15 protein-coding genes are annotated in these 16289 nt (G+C 65.1%); 9 read left to right on the forward strand and 6 right to left on the reverse strand.

What is annotated here, in order from left to right:
* Nucleotides 1-199 precede the first annotated feature (199 nt).
* The gene (locus FJ425_RS23715; protein WP_140636640.1) at nt 200-1126 is read right to left on the reverse strand and encodes a hypothetical protein; all 927 of its coding nucleotides are present in this window, start codon (nt 1124-1126) and stop codon (nt 200-202) included.
* 71 nt (nt 1127-1197) lie between these two features.
* The gene (leuD, locus tag FJ425_RS23720) at nt 1198-1803 is read right to left on the reverse strand and encodes a 3-isopropylmalate dehydratase small subunit (protein ID WP_040987979.1); all 606 of its coding nucleotides are present in this window, start codon (nt 1801-1803) and stop codon (nt 1198-1200) included.
* 155 nt (nt 1804-1958) lie between these two features.
* Between leuD and FJ425_RS23725 the strand changes: the two genes are divergently transcribed.
* The 4 genes from FJ425_RS23725 to FJ425_RS23740 all read left to right on the forward strand — a co-directional run bounded on the left by FJ425_RS23725 (nt 1959) and on the right by FJ425_RS23740 (nt 3941).
* Nucleotides 1959-2384, forward strand: coding sequence for a GNAT family N-acetyltransferase (locus FJ425_RS23725; RefSeq protein ID WP_140636639.1), 426 nt, complete (start codon nt 1959-1961; stop codon nt 2382-2384).
* Nucleotides 2385-2640: 256 nt separating this feature from the next.
* Nucleotides 2641-2961: a metalloregulator ArsR/SmtB family transcription factor gene (locus FJ425_RS23730; RefSeq protein WP_095770025.1), complete on the forward strand. Its 321-nt coding sequence runs from the start codon at nt 2641-2643 to the stop codon at nt 2959-2961.
* Nucleotides 2958-3407 carry an SRPBCC family protein gene (locus tag FJ425_RS23735; RefSeq protein ID WP_140636638.1) on the forward strand — a complete coding sequence of 150 codons (450 nt, stop codon included), beginning with the start codon at nt 2958-2960 and terminating at the stop codon, nt 3405-3407. Before FJ425_RS23730 ends, FJ425_RS23735 begins: the two co-directional genes overlap by 4 nt.
* A gap of 45 nt (nt 3408-3452) precedes the next feature.
* Nucleotides 3453-3941 carry an SRPBCC domain-containing protein gene (locus FJ425_RS23740; protein ID WP_140636636.1) on the forward strand — a complete coding sequence of 163 codons (489 nt, stop codon included), beginning with the start codon at nt 3453-3455 and terminating at the stop codon, nt 3939-3941.
* Between the two features lie 157 nt (nt 3942-4098).
* Here FJ425_RS23740 and FJ425_RS23745 read toward each other — a convergent pair whose 3' ends face one another.
* From FJ425_RS23745 to FJ425_RS23755, 3 genes are all read right to left on the reverse strand, one after another.
* Nucleotides 4099-5265 carry an FAD-binding oxidoreductase gene (locus FJ425_RS23745; protein WP_140636634.1) on the reverse strand — a complete coding sequence of 389 codons (1167 nt, stop codon included), beginning with the start codon at nt 5263-5265 and terminating at the stop codon, nt 4099-4101.
* 75 nt (nt 5266-5340) lie between these two features.
* Nucleotides 5341-6912 (reverse strand): HAMP domain-containing sensor histidine kinase, encoded by a 1572-nt coding sequence (locus FJ425_RS23750; RefSeq protein WP_140636632.1) that lies wholly within the window; start codon nt 6910-6912, stop codon nt 5341-5343.
* On the reverse strand, nt 6900-7598 hold the full coding sequence (locus FJ425_RS23755; RefSeq protein ID WP_140636630.1) for a response regulator transcription factor: 699 nt from the start codon (nt 7596-7598) through the stop codon (nt 6900-6902). Before FJ425_RS23755 ends, FJ425_RS23750 begins: the two co-directional genes overlap by 13 nt.
* A 687-nt stretch (nt 7599-8285) precedes the next feature.
* On the opposite strand from FJ425_RS23755, the gene FJ425_RS23765 reads away from it, so the two are divergent.
* Together FJ425_RS23765 and FJ425_RS23770 are read left to right on the forward strand one after the other, a co-directional pair.
* Nucleotides 8286-9164, forward strand: a complete 879-nt coding sequence (locus FJ425_RS23765; protein WP_140636628.1) for a CoA ester lyase — start codon at nt 8286-8288, stop codon at nt 9162-9164.
* A 29-nt stretch (nt 9165-9193) separates the two neighbouring features.
* Nucleotides 9194-9400: a DUF1737 domain-containing protein gene (locus tag FJ425_RS23770; protein ID WP_140544689.1), complete on the forward strand. Its 207-nt coding sequence runs from the start codon at nt 9194-9196 to the stop codon at nt 9398-9400.
* A 264-nt stretch (nt 9401-9664) separates the two neighbouring features.
* Here FJ425_RS23770 and FJ425_RS23775 read toward each other — a convergent pair whose 3' ends face one another.
* The gene (locus FJ425_RS23775; protein WP_095769832.1) at nt 9665-10102 is read right to left on the reverse strand and encodes a metallopeptidase family protein; all 438 of its coding nucleotides are present in this window, start codon (nt 10100-10102) and stop codon (nt 9665-9667) included.
* 184 nt (nt 10103-10286) lie between these two features.
* On the opposite strand from FJ425_RS23775, the gene FJ425_RS32155 reads away from it, so the two are divergent.
* From FJ425_RS32155 to FJ425_RS23790, 3 genes are read left to right on the forward strand one after another with little or no spacing between them, the layout of a single operon-like run.
* Complete coding sequence (locus FJ425_RS32155) at nt 10287-11357, forward strand: hypothetical protein (RefSeq protein WP_140726500.1); 1071 nt, start codon at nt 10287-10289, stop codon at nt 11355-11357.
* Nucleotides 11299-12789 (forward strand): DUF6504 family protein, encoded by a 1491-nt coding sequence (locus tag FJ425_RS23785; protein ID WP_140726426.1) that lies wholly within the window; start codon nt 11299-11301, stop codon nt 12787-12789. The genes FJ425_RS32155 and FJ425_RS23785 overlap by 59 nt, the downstream gene beginning before the upstream one ends.
* Nucleotides 12786-16118 (forward strand): error-prone DNA polymerase, encoded by a 3333-nt coding sequence (locus FJ425_RS23790; RefSeq protein WP_140726429.1) that lies wholly within the window; start codon nt 12786-12788, stop codon nt 16116-16118. The genes FJ425_RS23785 and FJ425_RS23790 overlap by 4 nt, the downstream gene beginning before the upstream one ends.
* Nucleotides 16119-16289: the final 171 nt, after the last annotated feature.

Genomic DNA, 16289 nt, shown 5'->3' on the forward strand with positions numbered 1-16289 from the left:
AGGGCGGAGCAAGGAGCGAAGCGACGCGCGCAGACCCTGGAATCCATGCCGTTACGCCGAAGCGCCGCCAACCGTGCAGAATTCTGGGCACTCGCACCCTACGGCAACGGTCACGGCATGGATTCTAGGGTCTGCGCTCCGCTTCGCTTCGCTCCGCCCTAGAATGACGAAGCCGCGGATGGTCGTTGCGATACGAACCCTAATTCCCCTGCGCGTCGTCATAGGCCTTCTTGATATCGTCCGGCCAGTCCTTCAGCGGCGGCCAGGCCTGCGGCTCGCCATTGTCGCCGCGGCGGGCGAAATAGACTTTCTGCTTGGCGGGGTCGAGCGCCATGAAGCCGTCATTGCCGCCGCAGTCGTGCGGCACGCAGCCGGTGGCGTAGAAGGCGCCCGACGCCGTCTTTTCGGTGCCGCCGCCGACCAGAAGGCTGGTCGCCATTTCGGGCATGTCGTTGCCCAGCAACGCCTGCCCGGCCTTGTAGACCGCCTCGTTGTGGAATGCGTCGATGATGTTGTCCAATTTCGACGGGTCGACATCCTTCCAGCCGGTGCCGGGTTCGGGCGTGTAAGTTAGATTGCCCAAGGTCGTCAGCCCTTCCGTGGGCGACCATTGCAGCGCCGGCCGTGTCTCTCCCGGCAGCAGATAAGGCACGAAATAGATGGCGCTGTCGGAAACTGCGGCCGGCGGCGCGCCGCATTCGTCCTGCTCGACCGTGGCGGTCTGAATCTCGCCGTCCTTCTTCCAGACGATAACCTTGGCCGGCCCGCACTGGTTGCCGCCGTCGCCGACATCGACCAGCGCCACGTTGACGTCGCCGATCTTGACGATCTTGTCGAAAAAGACGTCGTAATTGCTGGCCAGCTGCTTGCCGTCATAGGACAGCACCTTCTCGCCATCCTGCTCCGGCTGCGTGATGGTGAGCTGGCCGCCCTCGAACGGGATCGGCGCCTGCTTGTCGTCATCCGACGCAGCCTGGTCACTGCCCTGGTCGGCCGCGCCTTGATCGGCAGCCGGCTGGTCGGACGCGGCCGGCGCCGGCTGCGTGGCCGGCGCGGTGGTCTGCGCATTGGCGCCGATCGTGGCGAGAAGGATTGCCACCGAAGCAGCCAGAAGCGAGCGTGTCATGACTGTCCCTCCATTCAGCCGCCACGAACCCGGCCTGCCATGGCCGGAGCCTATCGGTATAGCTTAGGTGCTCAGGCCCAGGGGCGCTGCTCGGCATTCCTCTTCTCGAAGGACGCGATGGCGCCGGCCTTCTCCATGGTCAGCCCGATATCGTCCAGGCCATTCAAGAGGCAGTGGCGCTTGAAATCGTCGAGGTCGAATTTGACCACGCCGCCATCCGGCCCACGGATTTCCTTGGCCTCGAGGTCGATCGACAGCGTCGCGTTGGAGCCGCGCGATGCGTCGTCCATCAGCTTGTCGAGGTCTTCCGGGCTGACCGTGATCGGCAGGATGCCGTTCTTGAAGCAGTTGTTGTAGAAGATATCGGCGAACGAGGTCGAGATCACGCAGCGTATGCCGAAATCGAGCAGCGCCCAGGGCGCGTGCTCGCGGCTCGAGCCGCAGCCGAAATTGTCGCCGGCGACCAGGATCTGCGCCTTGCGGTAGGCCGGCTTGTTGAGCACGAAATCCGGGTTCTCCGAACCGTCCTCATTGTAGCGCATCTCGGCGAACAGGCCGGTGCCGAGCCCGGTGCGCTTGATCGTCTTGAGATAATCCTTGGGGATGATCATGTCGGTGTCGACATTGACGATCGGCATGGGCGCGGCGACGCCGGTGAGCTTGGTGAATTTATCCATGATCCTTGCCCGTCTTTCCTTGGTGGCAGGGGCACGGTTTACACAAAGCGCCGGGCAAATGAAAGTCAGGTATTGGCAGTTGGGTTCGGGCCATTGAACACAAGATCGGGACCATTGGCTTTCAAAACGCGGCTGGCTGAGGCAATTTGGCGGGGATGGTTGAGCCCACCGAAATCCTGTACGCCAGCGAGCCCGCTCTCGACGTCGCTGAATTCCGCCGTGTGCTGGTCGAATCCGGCCTTGGTGAAACACGACCCGTCGATGACGAAGCGCGCCTGAAGACAATGCTCGGCAACGCCAATCTGGTGCTGACAGCGCGGCTCGATATCGAGGGCAAGCCGCTGATCGGCGTCGCGCGCGGCATCACCGATTTTTCCTGGGTTTGCTACATCTCCGAGCTCGCCGTATCCGCCACGGGACAGCGTCTCGGCGTCGGCAGGGGCTTGATGGATGAGGCCCGCCGCCAGCTCGGGCCATCGGTCGCTATCGGCCTGATCTCGGTGCCCGACGCCGTCGGCTTCTACGAACGCATCGGCATGACGCGCATGACCGACGCTTTCTGGTTCTCCCGCAAGCGCTGACCTGAACCGCCACCGATATCGGGAGCCGACTTCTGCCTGGAACCGGCGAGCCAGATCGACCCTGGCTCCCTTCCTCTCCCTCCGGAGGGGGGAGAGGTGGCGCTGCGAAGCAGCGACGGGGTGGGGGAAGGCGCTGCTCAAAAAGCGAAGCCACCTCAAGGCACAATCCGGCAAGAAACTTAGGCGAGCAGTCATCAGGCGGCAGAATATTTTTGCCACCGCTTGACAGGCAACCAAATGGTTGCATATTAAAGCCATGAGCATGGATGCCGTCTTTCGCGCTTTGGCCGACCCGACCCGCCGGCAATTGCTGGACAGTCTCCATGCCCGGAACGGGCAGACGCTGAACGCGCTGTGCGAGCACATGGAGATGACGCGCCAGGCGGTGACCAAGCATCTGGCGATCCTCGAGGAGGCGAACCTCGTCACCACCATGCGCCGGGGCCGCGAGAAGGAGCACTACCTCAACCCCGTTCCGATCAACGAGATCGCCGAGCGCTGGATCGGCAAGTTCGAGCGGGGGCGGCTTGCCGCTCTCAGCGACCTGAAGCAACGCCTTGAAAGGGAAGAGCCGTGAGCGAGAACAGTTTTGTCTATGTTACCTACATCCGCACCACGCCTGAAAAACTCTGGCAGGCGCTGACCGATCCGGAATTCAACCGGCGGTTCTTCCTCAGCTCCCATCAGGAGAGCGACTGGAAGGTCGGCTCGAGCTGGAAGCTGGTCTTCCCCGACGGCCGCATCGCCGATTCCGGCGAGATCCTCGAGATCGACCCGCCGCGGCGTCTGGTGATCAAATGGCGCAACGAATGGATGCCCGAGGTGAAGGAGGACGGCTACACGCGCTGCACTTTCACCATCGAGCCCGACGGCGAATTGATGAAGCTCGCCGTCACCCACGAGGCCGACGGCCCGCACAGGCTGATCCAGAACGTCTCCAAGGGCTGGCCGCTGGTGCTGGCGAGCCTTAAGAGCCTGCTCGAGACCGGCAAGGGTTTCGAGCGCCCGCCGTCGAAAGACTAAAGGTTCGTTTCGGATACGAGACAATTGTCGGCAGAGGTGGATTCGATGCTTCAATTATCCTTGCCGCAGGCCATGGCGAATGCGGACACGGTCATGGCCTCGGCCGAGCTTCCCGCCTCGCCGGACCAGGTTGGCGCCGCGCTGATAACCAGCGAGGTCGAGCGCTGGTGGGGTTCGCCCGAAACTTACCGCATGACCGGCTGGAACGCCGATCTGCGCGTCGGCGGAAGCTGGCGTGTCACGGTGCGAACCGCCGACGGCAGGCACCTGCCCGCCGGCGGAGAGTTTCTCGAAATCGAGATGCCGCGCCGGATCGTGCAGACGCGGCGCTACGACTGGGATCATCCGACGCTCGGCCGGCGCGAAACGACCCTCGCCTATCTGCTGGAGCCGATCGCTGGCGGCACGCGGCTCATCATCTGCCATGGCGGCTTCGCAGGTTTCCCGGACGCCGCGGCGGAACATGCCGAGGGATGGGCGCGGGTGCTTGGGTGGCTGCAAACATATTTTAGTGACGGACGGCAGGCGGCTTAGCGCCACCTTCTCCCCTTGTGGGAGAAGGTGGATCGGCGCGCAGCGCCGAGACGGATGAGGGGTGTTCCAGCGGAGTGAGACGTTGGCTTTCCCTGGAACACCCCTCATCCGTCGCCTTCGGCGACACCTTCCCCCACAAGGGGGGAAGGGGGAGCCCTCAGATCACATTCAGCTCCCTGAACGCCCGTCCCTCAGCCACCCGCTCATACCCGAATGCCCTGCAATCCACCGTCCGATACCCGCCATGCACGATGAGCTCGGCGATCGACTTCCCCGCCGCCGGCGCCTGCTGCAGGCCATGGCCGGAGAAGCCGTTGGCGAACAGGAAGTTTTCGACCTCCGGATGCGGGCCGATCACCGCGTTCTGGTCGAGCGTGTTGTAGTCGTAATGCCCGACCCAGGCGCGCGTCGGCTTGATCGCCTCGAAGACCGGGATGCGGGTGGCTAGGACCGGCCAGATCACCTCTTCGAACAGCGGCCACTCGACCTCGAAATCCGTCGGATCGGGCGCATGATCGCCTTCCTCCGGCTCGGCGCCGCCGGTGATGTAGACCGAGCCTTCGGGCCGCACATAGATGCCGGACGGATCGACCAGCAGCGGCATGTCGGCGAATTTGTCGCGCGCCTCGAAGACGAAGACGTTGCGCTTGCGCGGCTCGACCGGCAGCGCCAGCCCGGCAAAAGCCGCCACCTTGCCCGCGTTCGGCCCGGCCGCGTTGACGACGATGCCGGTTTCCAGCGTCTCGCCATTGTCGAGGCTTACGCTGGTGACGCGGTTGCCGTCACGCGCGATGGCGGTGACGGAGGCGGTGATGAGATCGATCTTCTTGTCGCGCAGCGCCTTGCGGAACAGCGTCAGCATCGCATGCGCGTCGAACCAGCCCTCGCCGCTGCGGCCAAAGGCGCCGGCGGAAATACCTTCGGTCGACAGCCACGCGAAACGCTGCGTCAGCTGCCCGGCATCCTCCAGCAGGATGTCGGCGCCCTCGGCGACCTGCGTCTCGTGATTGGCCTTGAGGATCGGCAGCCCGGCCTCGCCGGCGAGGATGAGATAGCCGCCCTCGCGAAAGCCGATATCGGCGTCGGCGCCGAAGGTTTCCTTCAGCCGCCGGAACAGTTTCAGCGTGAACTGCGACAGGCGGATGTTTTCAGGGATCGAGAATTGCTGGCGGATCGAGGCGCAGGACAAGGTCGTCGCCGCATGCGAGAATTGCGGATCGCGTTCGATCAGCGCGATGGACCCGGCAAAGCCCTCCTCGCGCAAATAATAGGCGACCGAGGACCCGACGATGGCTCCGCCGATGATGACGATATCGTAGCGCACGCTTTCGGCTCTCCAGTTCCAGGGCATGATCCTGCGACGCAGGCACCGGTTCTTCGGACAGGATCACGCTCGAATTCAAACGACCGGCAAATCGATCTCGAAGCGCGTGCCGCGCTCGGAGTCAACCAGCCTGATCGTGCCATCATGCGCTTTCAGGAGGGCCAGCACGATGCCGAGCCCCATGCCGGTGCCGCCGGTCTCGCGCCTCGTGGTGAAGAAGGGCTCGAAGATCCTGGCGCGGTTGGCGGCCGAGATCCCGTCGCCGTCGTCGCCGATCTGGACCGACGCGCGCTCGCTATCGGCTGAAGCATGGATCGCCACCTGTCGGGCGCCATGTCGTGCCGAATTGTCGATGAGATTGGCGAGCACGATGCCGAGATTCTCGGCCGAGATGCCGAGCCTGATATCGCCGCCGCCGTCAAGCCGCGCTTCCAGCCTTGTGTCGACCGGCAAGGATGCCAACGCGGCATGAAGCGTCGTGTTTTCGCCGCTCGGTTCCAGATTTTCAGCGCGCGCCAGGTCAAGCAGCCGGCGCACCAGGAGATTGAGCCGCCCGGCGTCGGTGACGATGTTGTTGGAGAAACGCTTGCGCTCGGCCTCGTCCATCGCGCCGCCGGAATCGCGAAGCAGCTCCGCCGCGCCCTGGATCGCCGTCAGCGGCGATTTCAGCTCATGCGAGACATGGGTGGCGAAGGTCTGGATGCTGTCGGAGCGCGCCTGCAGTTTTTGCGCCATGTCGAGGAACGCCGCCGAGAGCGCTGCCATCTCGCGCGTGCCGTGATGGGCGAGCGGCCGGATCGCCTCGCGGTCGCCGGCGGCGATGCGCTTCGTCCGCTCGATCAGCGCGTAGATCGGCCGGCTGACGGTGCGGATGAACACCAGCGCGATCAACAGCGTGCCGCCGAGGATGGCGATCGCCGCCAACGTCACCTTGCCGCGCTCGCCATAGAGGTGCTTGACGATGTTGTTCGGCGTTCGCGACAGATAGACCACGCCCGCGACCCGGCCGTCGAGCTCGACCGGCAGGGCGACGAAGACGCGCACCCTGGTGCCGCGGCTCACCGAGTAGAGCGGCGGCGGCGGCTGGTCGGGAATGCGCAGCCTGAGCGCGCTAGCATAGGCGCCTGAAAGCGCGGTCCGCACCTCTTCGATTTTGCCGAGCGACTGGCCGACCTCGTCGCCGCCGGCGATCACCACGCCGCGCGGGTCGAGCAGGCGGAAGCCGGCAAGCGTCGTTTTCTGCGTCTCGTCGAGGATGCCGTCGAGCCGCGCGCCTATTGCCGCGAAGGTCGGATCGGCGGTGGCGGGAAGCGCCGCCGGGCGCGTCGGCATGACATCGTCCGAGGCAAGGTCGAGGCGCGGCTCGATCGGATCATAGGGATAGTTGTTGTCCCTTGCCGGATCGGCCGAGATCGGCGACCCCAGTTTTTCCTGGGGAATGCCGGCAGCACGCACCTCCCGGGCATAGACGGCGGCGGCGACCGCGCCTTGCGCGATCAGCTCGCCCTCGGTCTGGCGGATCAGCTGGTTCTCATAGAGCCGGAAGAAGAACAGCCCGACCAGCGGCAGCGCCATCACCAGGATGAGGATGACGACAACGACGGTGGCAAGCCTGGGCCGCCACTTCTCCTTGCTCAACCACCGCATCGGCCGAGCCGGAAACCAACGCCGTGCACCGTGGCTATCGCATCGAGACAGCCGACCGCCGCCAGCTTGGCCCGCACATTGCGGATATGGCTGTCGACCGTGCGCTCCGAGACATGGATGTTCGAGGCATAGGCATTGGCCATCACCGCCTCGCGGCCAAGCACATGCTGCGGGCGGGCGAGGAAGCCTTTCAGGATCGCGAATTCGATCGCCGTCAAGGTGAGCGGCTTGCCTTCGAAGCTCGCTTCATGGCTTGACGGGACGAGCATGAGCTTGCCATGCACGAATTGACGGTCGTCGGCTTCTTCTTCGACCGGCGCCGGACGCGCGCGCCGCAGGATGACGTTGACGCGGGCGACCAGCTCGCGCGGGCTGAACGGTTTCGTCACATAATCGTCGCCGCCCATCTCCAGCCCGAGCACCCGGTCGATCTCCTCATCGCGCGCGGACAAAAACAGCACCGGTACATCGGACTTTTGCCGCAGCCTGCGGCAGACCTCCAGCCCGTCCATCTCCGGCATGCCGATATCGAGCACGATGAGGTCGGGCGCGCGGCGCTCGACCGCTTGCAGCGCCGCTGCGCCGTCGGCGACGGCGGCCGTCTTCATGCCGGCCTTTTCCAGCGCGAAGCAGATGATCTCGCGGATATGCGGGTCGTCGTCGGCGACAAGGATGTTGTGCGGCATGAAGTCAGCGGCCCAGCGCGTAAGGTTGGATGACGGCAGGATTAGAGCAATTCCAGGCAAAAGTGCGAAATTGTTTTCGGTCCGGAGCTGCATCGGGACAAGGAGATGAATCGACAAAGGCTTCGGGGCATTTGCGCATGCCTGGGCAGAGCCCATGGCAAGCTGGCAAAGAGCGTCATCGCCGGGCCGTCCTCGGAACGTCCGCTCCCACCATGCGGAGCGACCTCGGGGCGAAAAGCAGGATGCCTGCCTCATGGCATGGCCTTTGCGGCTCGACGAGCCACCAGCCTTCGTTGCGGAGCCGGCGCGGCAGCGACCAGCGGGATTTATGAGGCGTTCGCATGCCGCCGGTTTCGCCGGCCCATGCGGAAAGCGCGCGGCGGAATCCCGGAGCTTTTCAGCAAGAATTTGCAGATTTGGTGCAGAGGCAATCGCCAGATATTGGCGCTGCTCCTCACCTGCCTGCCGGCATCCTCTCCCCGTATAGTGACGGGGAGAGGGGAACACTCCCGCCGCCGATTTCGCCAATCGTCAACGTTGCAAGGAGAGCGGCGAGGCTGCGGCCAGCCCCTTCTCCCGTCACTATACGGGGAGAAGTGCCCGGCAGGGCGATGAGGGGCAGCGCAGGTATTTCGGCAGATAGCCTGCGTACTTGCTTCGCTTGAACTCACCCGGCATAGATCGGCCATGGCTCAAGAACCCTACCGCCCGCGCCGTTCGGTGCTCTACATTCCCGCCTCGAACGACAAGGCGCTCGCCAAGATCGGCTCCTTGGCCTGCGACGCCGTCATCATCGATCTCGAGGATGCCGTCCTGCCCGCCGGCAAAAAAGCCGCGCGCGACAAGGTCGCCGGCATTCTCGCCGGGCGCGAACGACGCTGCGAGATGGTGGTGCGCATCAATCCTTTGGCCAGCGAATGGGGCACCCATGACCTCCTGGCAGTGGCCAAAGCCGAGCCCGACGGCATTCTTCTGCCCAAGATCGCCACGCCGCGCGATATCCTCGAGGCCGGCGACCTGCTCGACGACAATTTCGCGCCGGACAGCGTGAAACTATGGGCGATGGTCGAGACGCCCAGGGCGCTGCTCAACATCGGCGCCATTGCCGAACTCGGCCGCGATCCGGCTTCGAGGCTGGCTTGTTTCGTAACCGGAACGAATGACCTGATGAAGGCGACCGGCATCCTGGCGACACCCGATCGGCGCTATCTGATGCCGTGGCTGATGCAGCTGGTGCTCGCGGCGCGGGCCGGCGGCCTCGACGTCATCGACGGCGTCGCCAATGATTTTCGCGATCTCGACGCTTTTGCCGGCGAATGCGCCGACGGGGCCGCCATGGGCTTTGACGGCAAGTCTCTGATCCACCCCGCCCAGATCGAGCCGGCGAACCGCGCCTTTTCGCCGTCGCCCGAGAGGCTGGCTGCGGCCCGTGCGATCAAGGATGCGTTCGCGCGGCCCGAGAATGCCGGCAAGGGCGTGATTGCGATGGACGGCCGCATGGTCGAACGGCTGCATCTGGCGGAAGCCGAGAAACTTCTGGCGAAGGCCACGATCATCGGCGCATGATGCACCGGTATTCAAGATAGGCTCGATAAATGAAACTCTACCGCTTTCTGTCCGGTCCGGACGATTCGACTTTCTGCCACAAGGTGACGGCAGCCCTGAACAAGGGCTGGCACCTGTTCGGCTCGCCGACCTATGCCTTTGACAAAAAAACCAAGTCGATGCGCTGCGGCCAGGCCGTGGTGAAGGATGTCGAAGGCCAGGACTACGGCCCGGACACCAAGCTCAGCGACTGGTAAAAGGGCGGCGCCCCTCCGACTTCGTCATCCTAGGGCGGAGCGACGCGAAGCGGAGCGCAGACCCTAGGATCCATGCCGTTACGTCTGCCGAAGAGTGCTGCGATCGAGAATAAAAACCCGTTCTGGGATGCTCTCGTAAGGTAAAACAACGTCTGAACCGCTGCAACGTTCACATGTCACGGCATGTATCCTAGGGTCTACGCGCGTCGCTTCGCTCCTTGCTCCGCCCTAGGATGACGAGTGCCTGGGATGGCGATGTGGCTCTCACCCCGCCGCCGCCTGCTCCGCCGCCTCCTCGATCCGCTCCATGTCGTCGTCCGACAGGCCGAAATGGTGGCCGATCTCATGGATCAGCACATGGGTGACGATGTCGCCCATCGTCTCTTCATTCTCGGCCCAGTAGTCGAGGATGGCGCGGCGGTAGAGCGTGATGCGGTTGGGACCTTCGCCGGTCTGCGGATTCCAGCGCTCGGCGATGCCGCGCCCCTCGAACAGGCCGAGCAGGTCGAAGGGCGTCTCCAGCGACAGATCGTCCATGATCTCGTCGGTCGGGAACTCGGCGATCTGGATGATGATCTCGCCGGTGAGCTTGCGGAACTCGTCCGGCAGATGAGCATAGGCCTCCAGCGCCAGAAGCTCCATCTCGTCCATCGACGGCGAGAGCTGGTCATGCCAGGTGCGGGTCTTGTAGATGCGGGCCATGAAATGTCCTTTAATCCCGGCATATAGGCTTTCACGCCGATTGAGGCAAATGGACCGGCTGGGGTGTTCGCTTTCAGGGTAAAAGACGAAGGAATAAATTCCTTATGACTCTGCTTGACTCTTCCGGGCCCCTCTGGAATCTATAGGAACATAACAGGAACAATTGCTGCTGGAAGTGAACGTCATGGCGATGAGCGCCGTGGCGCGGGACACTGTTTTTGCCCTGCGCCGCCAGATCGCGAAGATCGAGGGAACGCTGCCCGAGCGCCTGCAGGCGCCCTCGGGGTGCGCGCCCGGAGCAATTCCAGGAAAAGTGCGGAGCAGTTTTCCGTCCGGAATTGCGCAAAACCAGACATCCAACGATGCCGCCGGGCCGGACATGACAATTGTCCGGCGCGGCCTTGCCGTGGCTTCGGCGGACGCCTTCCTCCACACCGGCATCGATCGCCTCGACGCCGCGCTCGGCGGCGGCCTGCCCAAGGCGGCGCTCAGCGAAATCCATGGTCTGGAGACCCGCGATGCCGGCGCCGTTGCCGGCTTCGCGCTGTCGCTCGTAAGTCTGGTCCTCAGAGAAAAGCAGGGTCTGCCGATCCTCTGGGTCGGCACGACGGAAATCTTCCACGAGGCCGGCATGCCCTATGCCAGTGGCCTTCATGCCCTGTTCGGCGTCGAGCCGGGGCAATTGCTGTTTTCCGAGGCGCCGAAGCTGCTCGACGCGCTGTGGATCGCCGAGGAGGCCGCCCGCATGACGGCCTTTGCCGCGGTCATCCTCGAGATCCGCGGCAGTCCGCGGCTTCTCGACCTCACCGCCACGCGCCGGCTGCATGCGCGGGCCCGGAGCGCCGGCCGCCCGCTGCTGTTGCTGCGCCAGGCCGGCGAGGCCGATCCCACCGCCGCTCCGGTGCGCCTCATCGTTTCGGCGGCGCCCGCGGCAAGCCGCGAGACCCTCGCCGGGCCGCTCGCCGGCTCGATCGGCCGCCCCGCCTTCAAAGTCGATATCGGCAAGAGCCGCACGGCCCTGCCTGGACAGTTCACACTGGAGTGGAACCCCAATGAGCACGCTTTTGCAGAAAGAACAGAGAATTCTGTCGCTGTGGTTCCCGCATCTGGCCGCGGAGCGGATCCTGCGCCAGCGTCTGGGGCGGTCCTGGCGTTCCCGGCCCTCGCATCGCCTGCCGTCGCCTCAGCCGCCGCTGGTGATCAGCCATCGCGACAACAACACCCAGCGCATCGCAGCCCTCGACGAGCGGGCTGAGGCGCTCAGATTGAAGCGCGGCATGGGCATCGCCGATGCGCGCGCCATGCATCCCTCGATCGATGTGGTCGAGGCAGACCCGGAAGCCGACCGCCGCCTGCTCGAAGGCCTTGCCGACTGGTGCGACCGCTACACGCCGCTGGTGGCGATCGACGGCGAGGACGGTCTGTTCCTCGACGTCACCGGCTGCACGCATCTGTTCGGCGGCGAGCGCGCCATGCAGGACGAGGTCCTCGCCCGCTTCTTCCAGCAGGGCTTCGATGTCCGCGCCGGGCTGGCCTCGACGCCGGGCGCCGCCTGGGCGGCGGCGCGCTTCCATGGCGATCGCATCGTGGCCGGCGGCGAGGAAGAGGCGCTGCTTTCGCCGCTGCCCTTGTCGGCGCTGCGCATCGCGCCGGAGACCCGCGCCAGCCTGGAAAGTGTGGGCCTGCGCACCGCCGGCGCGGTGATGGCAGCCCCCCGCGCACCGCTCGCCCGCCGCTTCGGCGCTACCTTGCTTCTGCGCCTCGACCAGGCGCTCGGCCGCCTCGATGAGGCCGTGTCGCCGCGCCTCCCCGTCGCGCCGCTCTCGGTCGAGCGCCATCTTGCCGAGCCGGTCGTGCTCACCGACGACATCGAGCGGCTCGTGAGCCGGCTGGCGATCGCCTTGAAGACCGATCTCGAACGTCGCGGCGAGGGCGCAAGGACGCTGGCGCTGCTTCTCTTCCGCGTCGACGGCGCCGTCAACCGCATCGCCGTCGGCACCTCGCGCCCGATGCGCGAGCCACGGCTGATCCAAAGACTGTTCCACGAACGGCTCACCGCGCTGGAGCAGAGCATCGACGCCGGCTTCGGCTTCGACCTCGTGCGGCTGTCCGTGCTGTCGGTCGCGGCCTTCGACTTGGTTCAGGGCGACCTCACCGGCGAGACCGACGACGACGACGCCGACATCGCGCTCTTTGCCGACCGCGTCCGCGCCCGTCTCGGCGAAGCCGCCGTGCTGAAGCCGGTGGTCGTCGAAAGCCATCTGCCGGAACGCGCCGTCAAAACCGTGCCTTTCGCCGAAGCGCCGCAAGGACGCGCGCCGGCGGCCGGACGGACGGCGCCGCCCCGAACAGCGCCACCGATGACCGTTTACCCGCCGGAGCGGCCGGTGCGCCTGTTCCGCTCGCCCGAGCCGATCGAGGTGCCGGCGACCGAGATCCCGGAGGGACCGCCGATGAATTTCCGCTGGCGGCGCGCGCTCTACCGTGTCGCCCGCGCCGAAGGGCCGGAGCGCATCGCCGCCGAATGGTGGCGCCAGCTGCCCGGCGAGGAAGAGGCGCCGACCCGCGACTATTACCGCATCGAGGACAGCGAGGGGCGCCGCTACTGGCTCTACCGCCAGGGCCTCTACAGCAGCGCGCCGCAGGCCGCGCCGCCGCGCTGGTTCATGCATGGGGTGTTCGCATGAATGCGCTGACCGTCATCCCCTATGCCGAGTTCGGCATAAGCTCGAATTTCTCCTTCCTGCGCGGCGCTTCGAAACCCGAGGAGCTGGTGGTGACGGCGAAGTTCTACGGTTTTGCCTCGATCGGCCTTGCCGATCGCAACACGGTCGCCGGCGTCGTGCGCGCCTGGCAACAGGCCAGGGTGGAAAAGCTCGCCTACCATCCGGGCTGCCGCCTGGTGTTTGGCGACGGCACGCCGGACATCCTCGCTTATCCCCGTGACCGCCAGGGCTGGGGGCATCTCTGCCGCATGCTCACGCAAGCCAATCTGCGCGACGAGAACGAGAAGGGCGCGACGCTGCTCCAGTTGAGCGACCTGCTCGAATGGGGCGATCGGATGTCGCTGGCGATCCTGCCCGATCTGTCGGCAGGCGCGGAAGACAGCTTGGCATTCATTAGCCGGTTTAAGGATCGCTTCGGCGCGGCGCTCCGGCTGGCCGTGGCGCCGGATTATGCCGGCAACGACCGTTTCCGCATCGAGCAGGCTTCCGCCGTAGCCGAGCATGCCCGCGTCCCGCTGATGGCGACCAACGACGTGCTCTACCATGCCGCCGATCGCCGCCCGCTGCAGGACGTGCTGACCGCGATCCGTCTCAACACCCCGGTTTCCGAGGTCGGGCTGGAGCTGACCGCCAATGCCGAGCGCCACCTGAAGCCGCCGCTGGAAATGGCGCGGCTCTTCCGCCGTCACCCGCAGGCGCTGGCCGAGACGCTGCGCTTCGCCGACGAGCTCGCCTTCTCGCTCAGCGACCTCGAATACAATTATCCGGACGAGCCGACCGAATCCGGGCTTGGACCGCAGGCCGAGCTCGAACGGTTGGCGCGGGAAGGCGCCACCGTTCGCTATCCGGCCGGCGTTCCCGAGGATGTGCTGAAACGCATCGACAGCGAGCTCGTTTTGATCGAGCGCCTGAACTATGCCCGCTACTTCCTCACCGTCCATGACATCGTTAAATTCGCCCGCAGCCAGGGCATCCTTTGCCAGGGCCGCGGTTCGGCCGCCAATTCGATCATCTGCTTCTGCATCGGCATCACCGAGGTCGGACCCGAGCGCATCGACACCTTGTTCGAACGTTTCATCTCGGAGGAGCGCAACGAGCCGCCCGACATCGACGTCGACTTCGAGCATGAACGGCGCGAAGAGGTCATTCAGTACATCTATACGAAATACAGCGCCAAGCGCACCGCTTTGGCCGCCGCCGTCATCAGCTATCGCGGCCGCTCGGCCCTGCGCGAGGTGGCCAAGGCCATGGGCCTGTCGGAGGATGTCCGCAGCGCGCTGTCCAGCACCATCTGGGGCTGGTCGACCTCCGAGCTCGGCGAAAGGGAAGCCAATGCCGGCGGCCTTGACCGCACCGACCCACTGTCGCGTCAGGTGCTGGAACGCGCCAACGAGATCATGGGCTTTCCCCGCCATCTTTCCCAGCATGTCGGCGGCTTCGTCATCACCCGCGACCGGCTCGACGAGGTCGTGCCCATCGTCAAGACGGCGATGGAGGAGCGCAAGATGGTCGAGTGGGACAAGGACGATCTCGACGCGGTGAAGATCCTCAAGGTGGACGTGCTGGCGCTCGGCATGCTGACCTGCCTGAAGCGCGCCTTCACCTTGCTCACCGATCATTATCCGCGGGCGCGGGATCCGTTTGGGCAGCCTTATGTGCTCGCGACCCTTCCCGAAGAGGACAGGCGCGTTTACGCCATGATCCAAAGAGCCGATACGCTCGGCGTCTTCCAGATCGAGTCGCGTGCGCAGATGTCGATGCTGCCGCGCCTCAAGCCGGCAAATTTCTATGACCTCGTCATCGAGGTGGCGATCGTGCGCCCCGGGCCGATCCAGGGCGACATGGTGCATCCCTATCTGCGCCGGCGGCAGGGCAAGGAGAAGGCCGAATACCCCAAGCCTGAGTTGGAGGAGATTCTCGGCAAGACCCTTGGAGTGCCTTTGTTCCAGGAGCAGGCGATGAAGATCGCCATCGTCGCCGGCGGCTTCAAGCCGGGTGAGGCAGACGAGTTGCGCCGTGCCATGGCGACCTTCAAACGCACCGGCACGATTGGCAACTATGAAACGCGAATGGTCGAAGGGATGGTCAAGAAGGGCTATCCCAGGGAGTTCGCCGAGCGCTGCTTCAAGCAGATCGAAGGCTTTGGCGAATATGGTTTTCCTGAAAGCCACGCCGCCTCCTTCGCGCTTCTTGTCTACGCCTCCTGCTGGTTCAAGACCTTTTATCCGGACGTGTTCTGCGCCGCGATCCTGAATTCCCAGCCGATGGGTTTTTACCAGCCGGCCCAGCTCGTGCGCGATGCGCGCGACCATGGCGTCGAGATACGCGAGGTCGACATCAACCATTCCGTTTGGGACTGCACGCTGGAGGAAACCGCCTTGGATCCGTCCCGCATCCTCGAGCGCCACGCCTCGATGCGCGGCGTCATCGAGACGGCTCACGCCGTCCGTCTCGGCTTCCGCCAGGTCAAGGGCCTGTCCGAAGAGCGCATGGATATAGTCGTTGCCCGTCGCGGCGACGGCTATCGTTCAGTCAGGGATGTCTGGCTGCGCTCGGGTCTCGATGTCGGCGAGATCGAAAGATTGGCTGAAGCCGACGCCTTCCGCTCGATCGGCCTCGACCGCCGTGCCGCGCTCTGGGAAGTCCGCGCCCTTGACGGCAAGAGCGCCGCCGAAAAACTGCCGCTGTTCGATCAGCCGTCGCTTCGCCTGCGCGAGCTGGAGCCGGAAACGAAACTGCCGAAAATGCCGCTCGGCGAGCATGTCGTGCACGACTACCGCTCGCTTGGCCTGTCGCTGAAGGAGCATCCCGTCGCCTTCTTGCGCGAGCGGCTGGATCGCGCCGGCGTCACCCCCAACGCCCGCCTGCCGTCTGTGCGCGACGGCCGCCACGTTTCCGTCGCCGGGCTGGTGCTGGTGCGCCAGCGTCCAGGCAAGGGCAATGCCATTTTCCTCACGCTGGAAGACGAAAAGTCGATCGCCAACGTCATCATCTGGCCACGCGTCTTCGACCGCTTCCGCCCGGTGGTCATGGGCGCGCGCTTCATCCGCGTCACCGGTAAGCTGCAGCATGAATCGGACGTCATCCACATCGTCGCCGACCGGATCGAAGATTTGACGTCCTGGCTGAGCGTGCTGCTGGAGTCCGCCAATCGGCCGGTCATCGAGCATAATCCCGCCGAACGGCCGGTTGGAGCCGCCGCAAGCCACGGCCAGCCGGTCCGCCAGGAGATCGAGGCCCTGTCGGGTGCCGCGCAACAGGTCATGCCGAAAGGGCGGAATTTCCAGTAGCAGCGATTTCCAGCACAACAGGGAACGCAGCAGGGGCGAAAAGCGCCTTCGTCATCCACGGGCGGAGCAAGGAGCGAAGCGACGCGCGCAGACCCGAGGATCCATGCCGTGACCTCGGAGCGCCACTCCGGTGCAGAATTCTGCTCCGCTGCGCCCTTCGATCAAGATCAC

It is taken from the genome of Mesorhizobium sp. B2-7-2, from assembly GCF_006440775.1.
In the GTDB taxonomy this organism is placed as follows: domain Bacteria; phylum Pseudomonadota; class Alphaproteobacteria; order Rhizobiales; family Rhizobiaceae; genus Mesorhizobium.

Coding starts and splice junctions, on each gene's coding strand:
- FJ425_RS23715 (WP_140636640.1), bottom strand. CDS start 1,126: ATGACACGCTCGCTTCTGGCTGCTTCGGTGGCAATCCTTCTCGCCACG.
- leuD (WP_040987979.1), bottom strand. CDS start 1,803: ATGGATAAATTCACCAAGCTCACCGGCGTCGCCGCGCCCATGCCGATC.
- FJ425_RS23725 (WP_140636639.1), top strand. CDS start 1,959: ATGGTTGAGCCCACCGAAATCCTGTACGCCAGCGAGCCCGCTCTCGAC.
- FJ425_RS23730 (WP_095770025.1), top strand. CDS start 2,641: ATGAGCATGGATGCCGTCTTTCGCGCTTTGGCCGACCCGACCCGCCGG.
- FJ425_RS23740 (WP_140636636.1), top strand. CDS start 3,453: ATGCTTCAATTATCCTTGCCGCAGGCCATGGCGAATGCGGACACGGTC.
- FJ425_RS23750 (WP_140636632.1), bottom strand. CDS start 6,912: ATGCGGTGGTTGAGCAAGGAGAAGTGGCGGCCCAGGCTTGCCACCGTC.
- FJ425_RS23755 (WP_140636630.1), bottom strand. CDS start 7,598: ATGCCGCACAACATCCTTGTCGCCGACGACGACCCGCATATCCGCGAG.
- FJ425_RS23765 (WP_140636628.1), top strand. CDS start 8,286: ATGGCTCAAGAACCCTACCGCCCGCGCCGTTCGGTGCTCTACATTCCC.
- FJ425_RS23770 (WP_140544689.1), top strand. CDS start 9,194: ATGAAACTCTACCGCTTTCTGTCCGGTCCGGACGATTCGACTTTCTGC.
- FJ425_RS23775 (WP_095769832.1), bottom strand. CDS start 10,102: ATGGCCCGCATCTACAAGACCCGCACCTGGCATGACCAGCTCTCGCCG.
- FJ425_RS32155 (WP_140726500.1), top strand. CDS start 10,287: ATGGCGATGAGCGCCGTGGCGCGGGACACTGTTTTTGCCCTGCGCCGC.
- FJ425_RS23790 (WP_140726429.1), top strand. CDS start 12,786: ATGAATGCGCTGACCGTCATCCCCTATGCCGAGTTCGGCATAAGCTCG.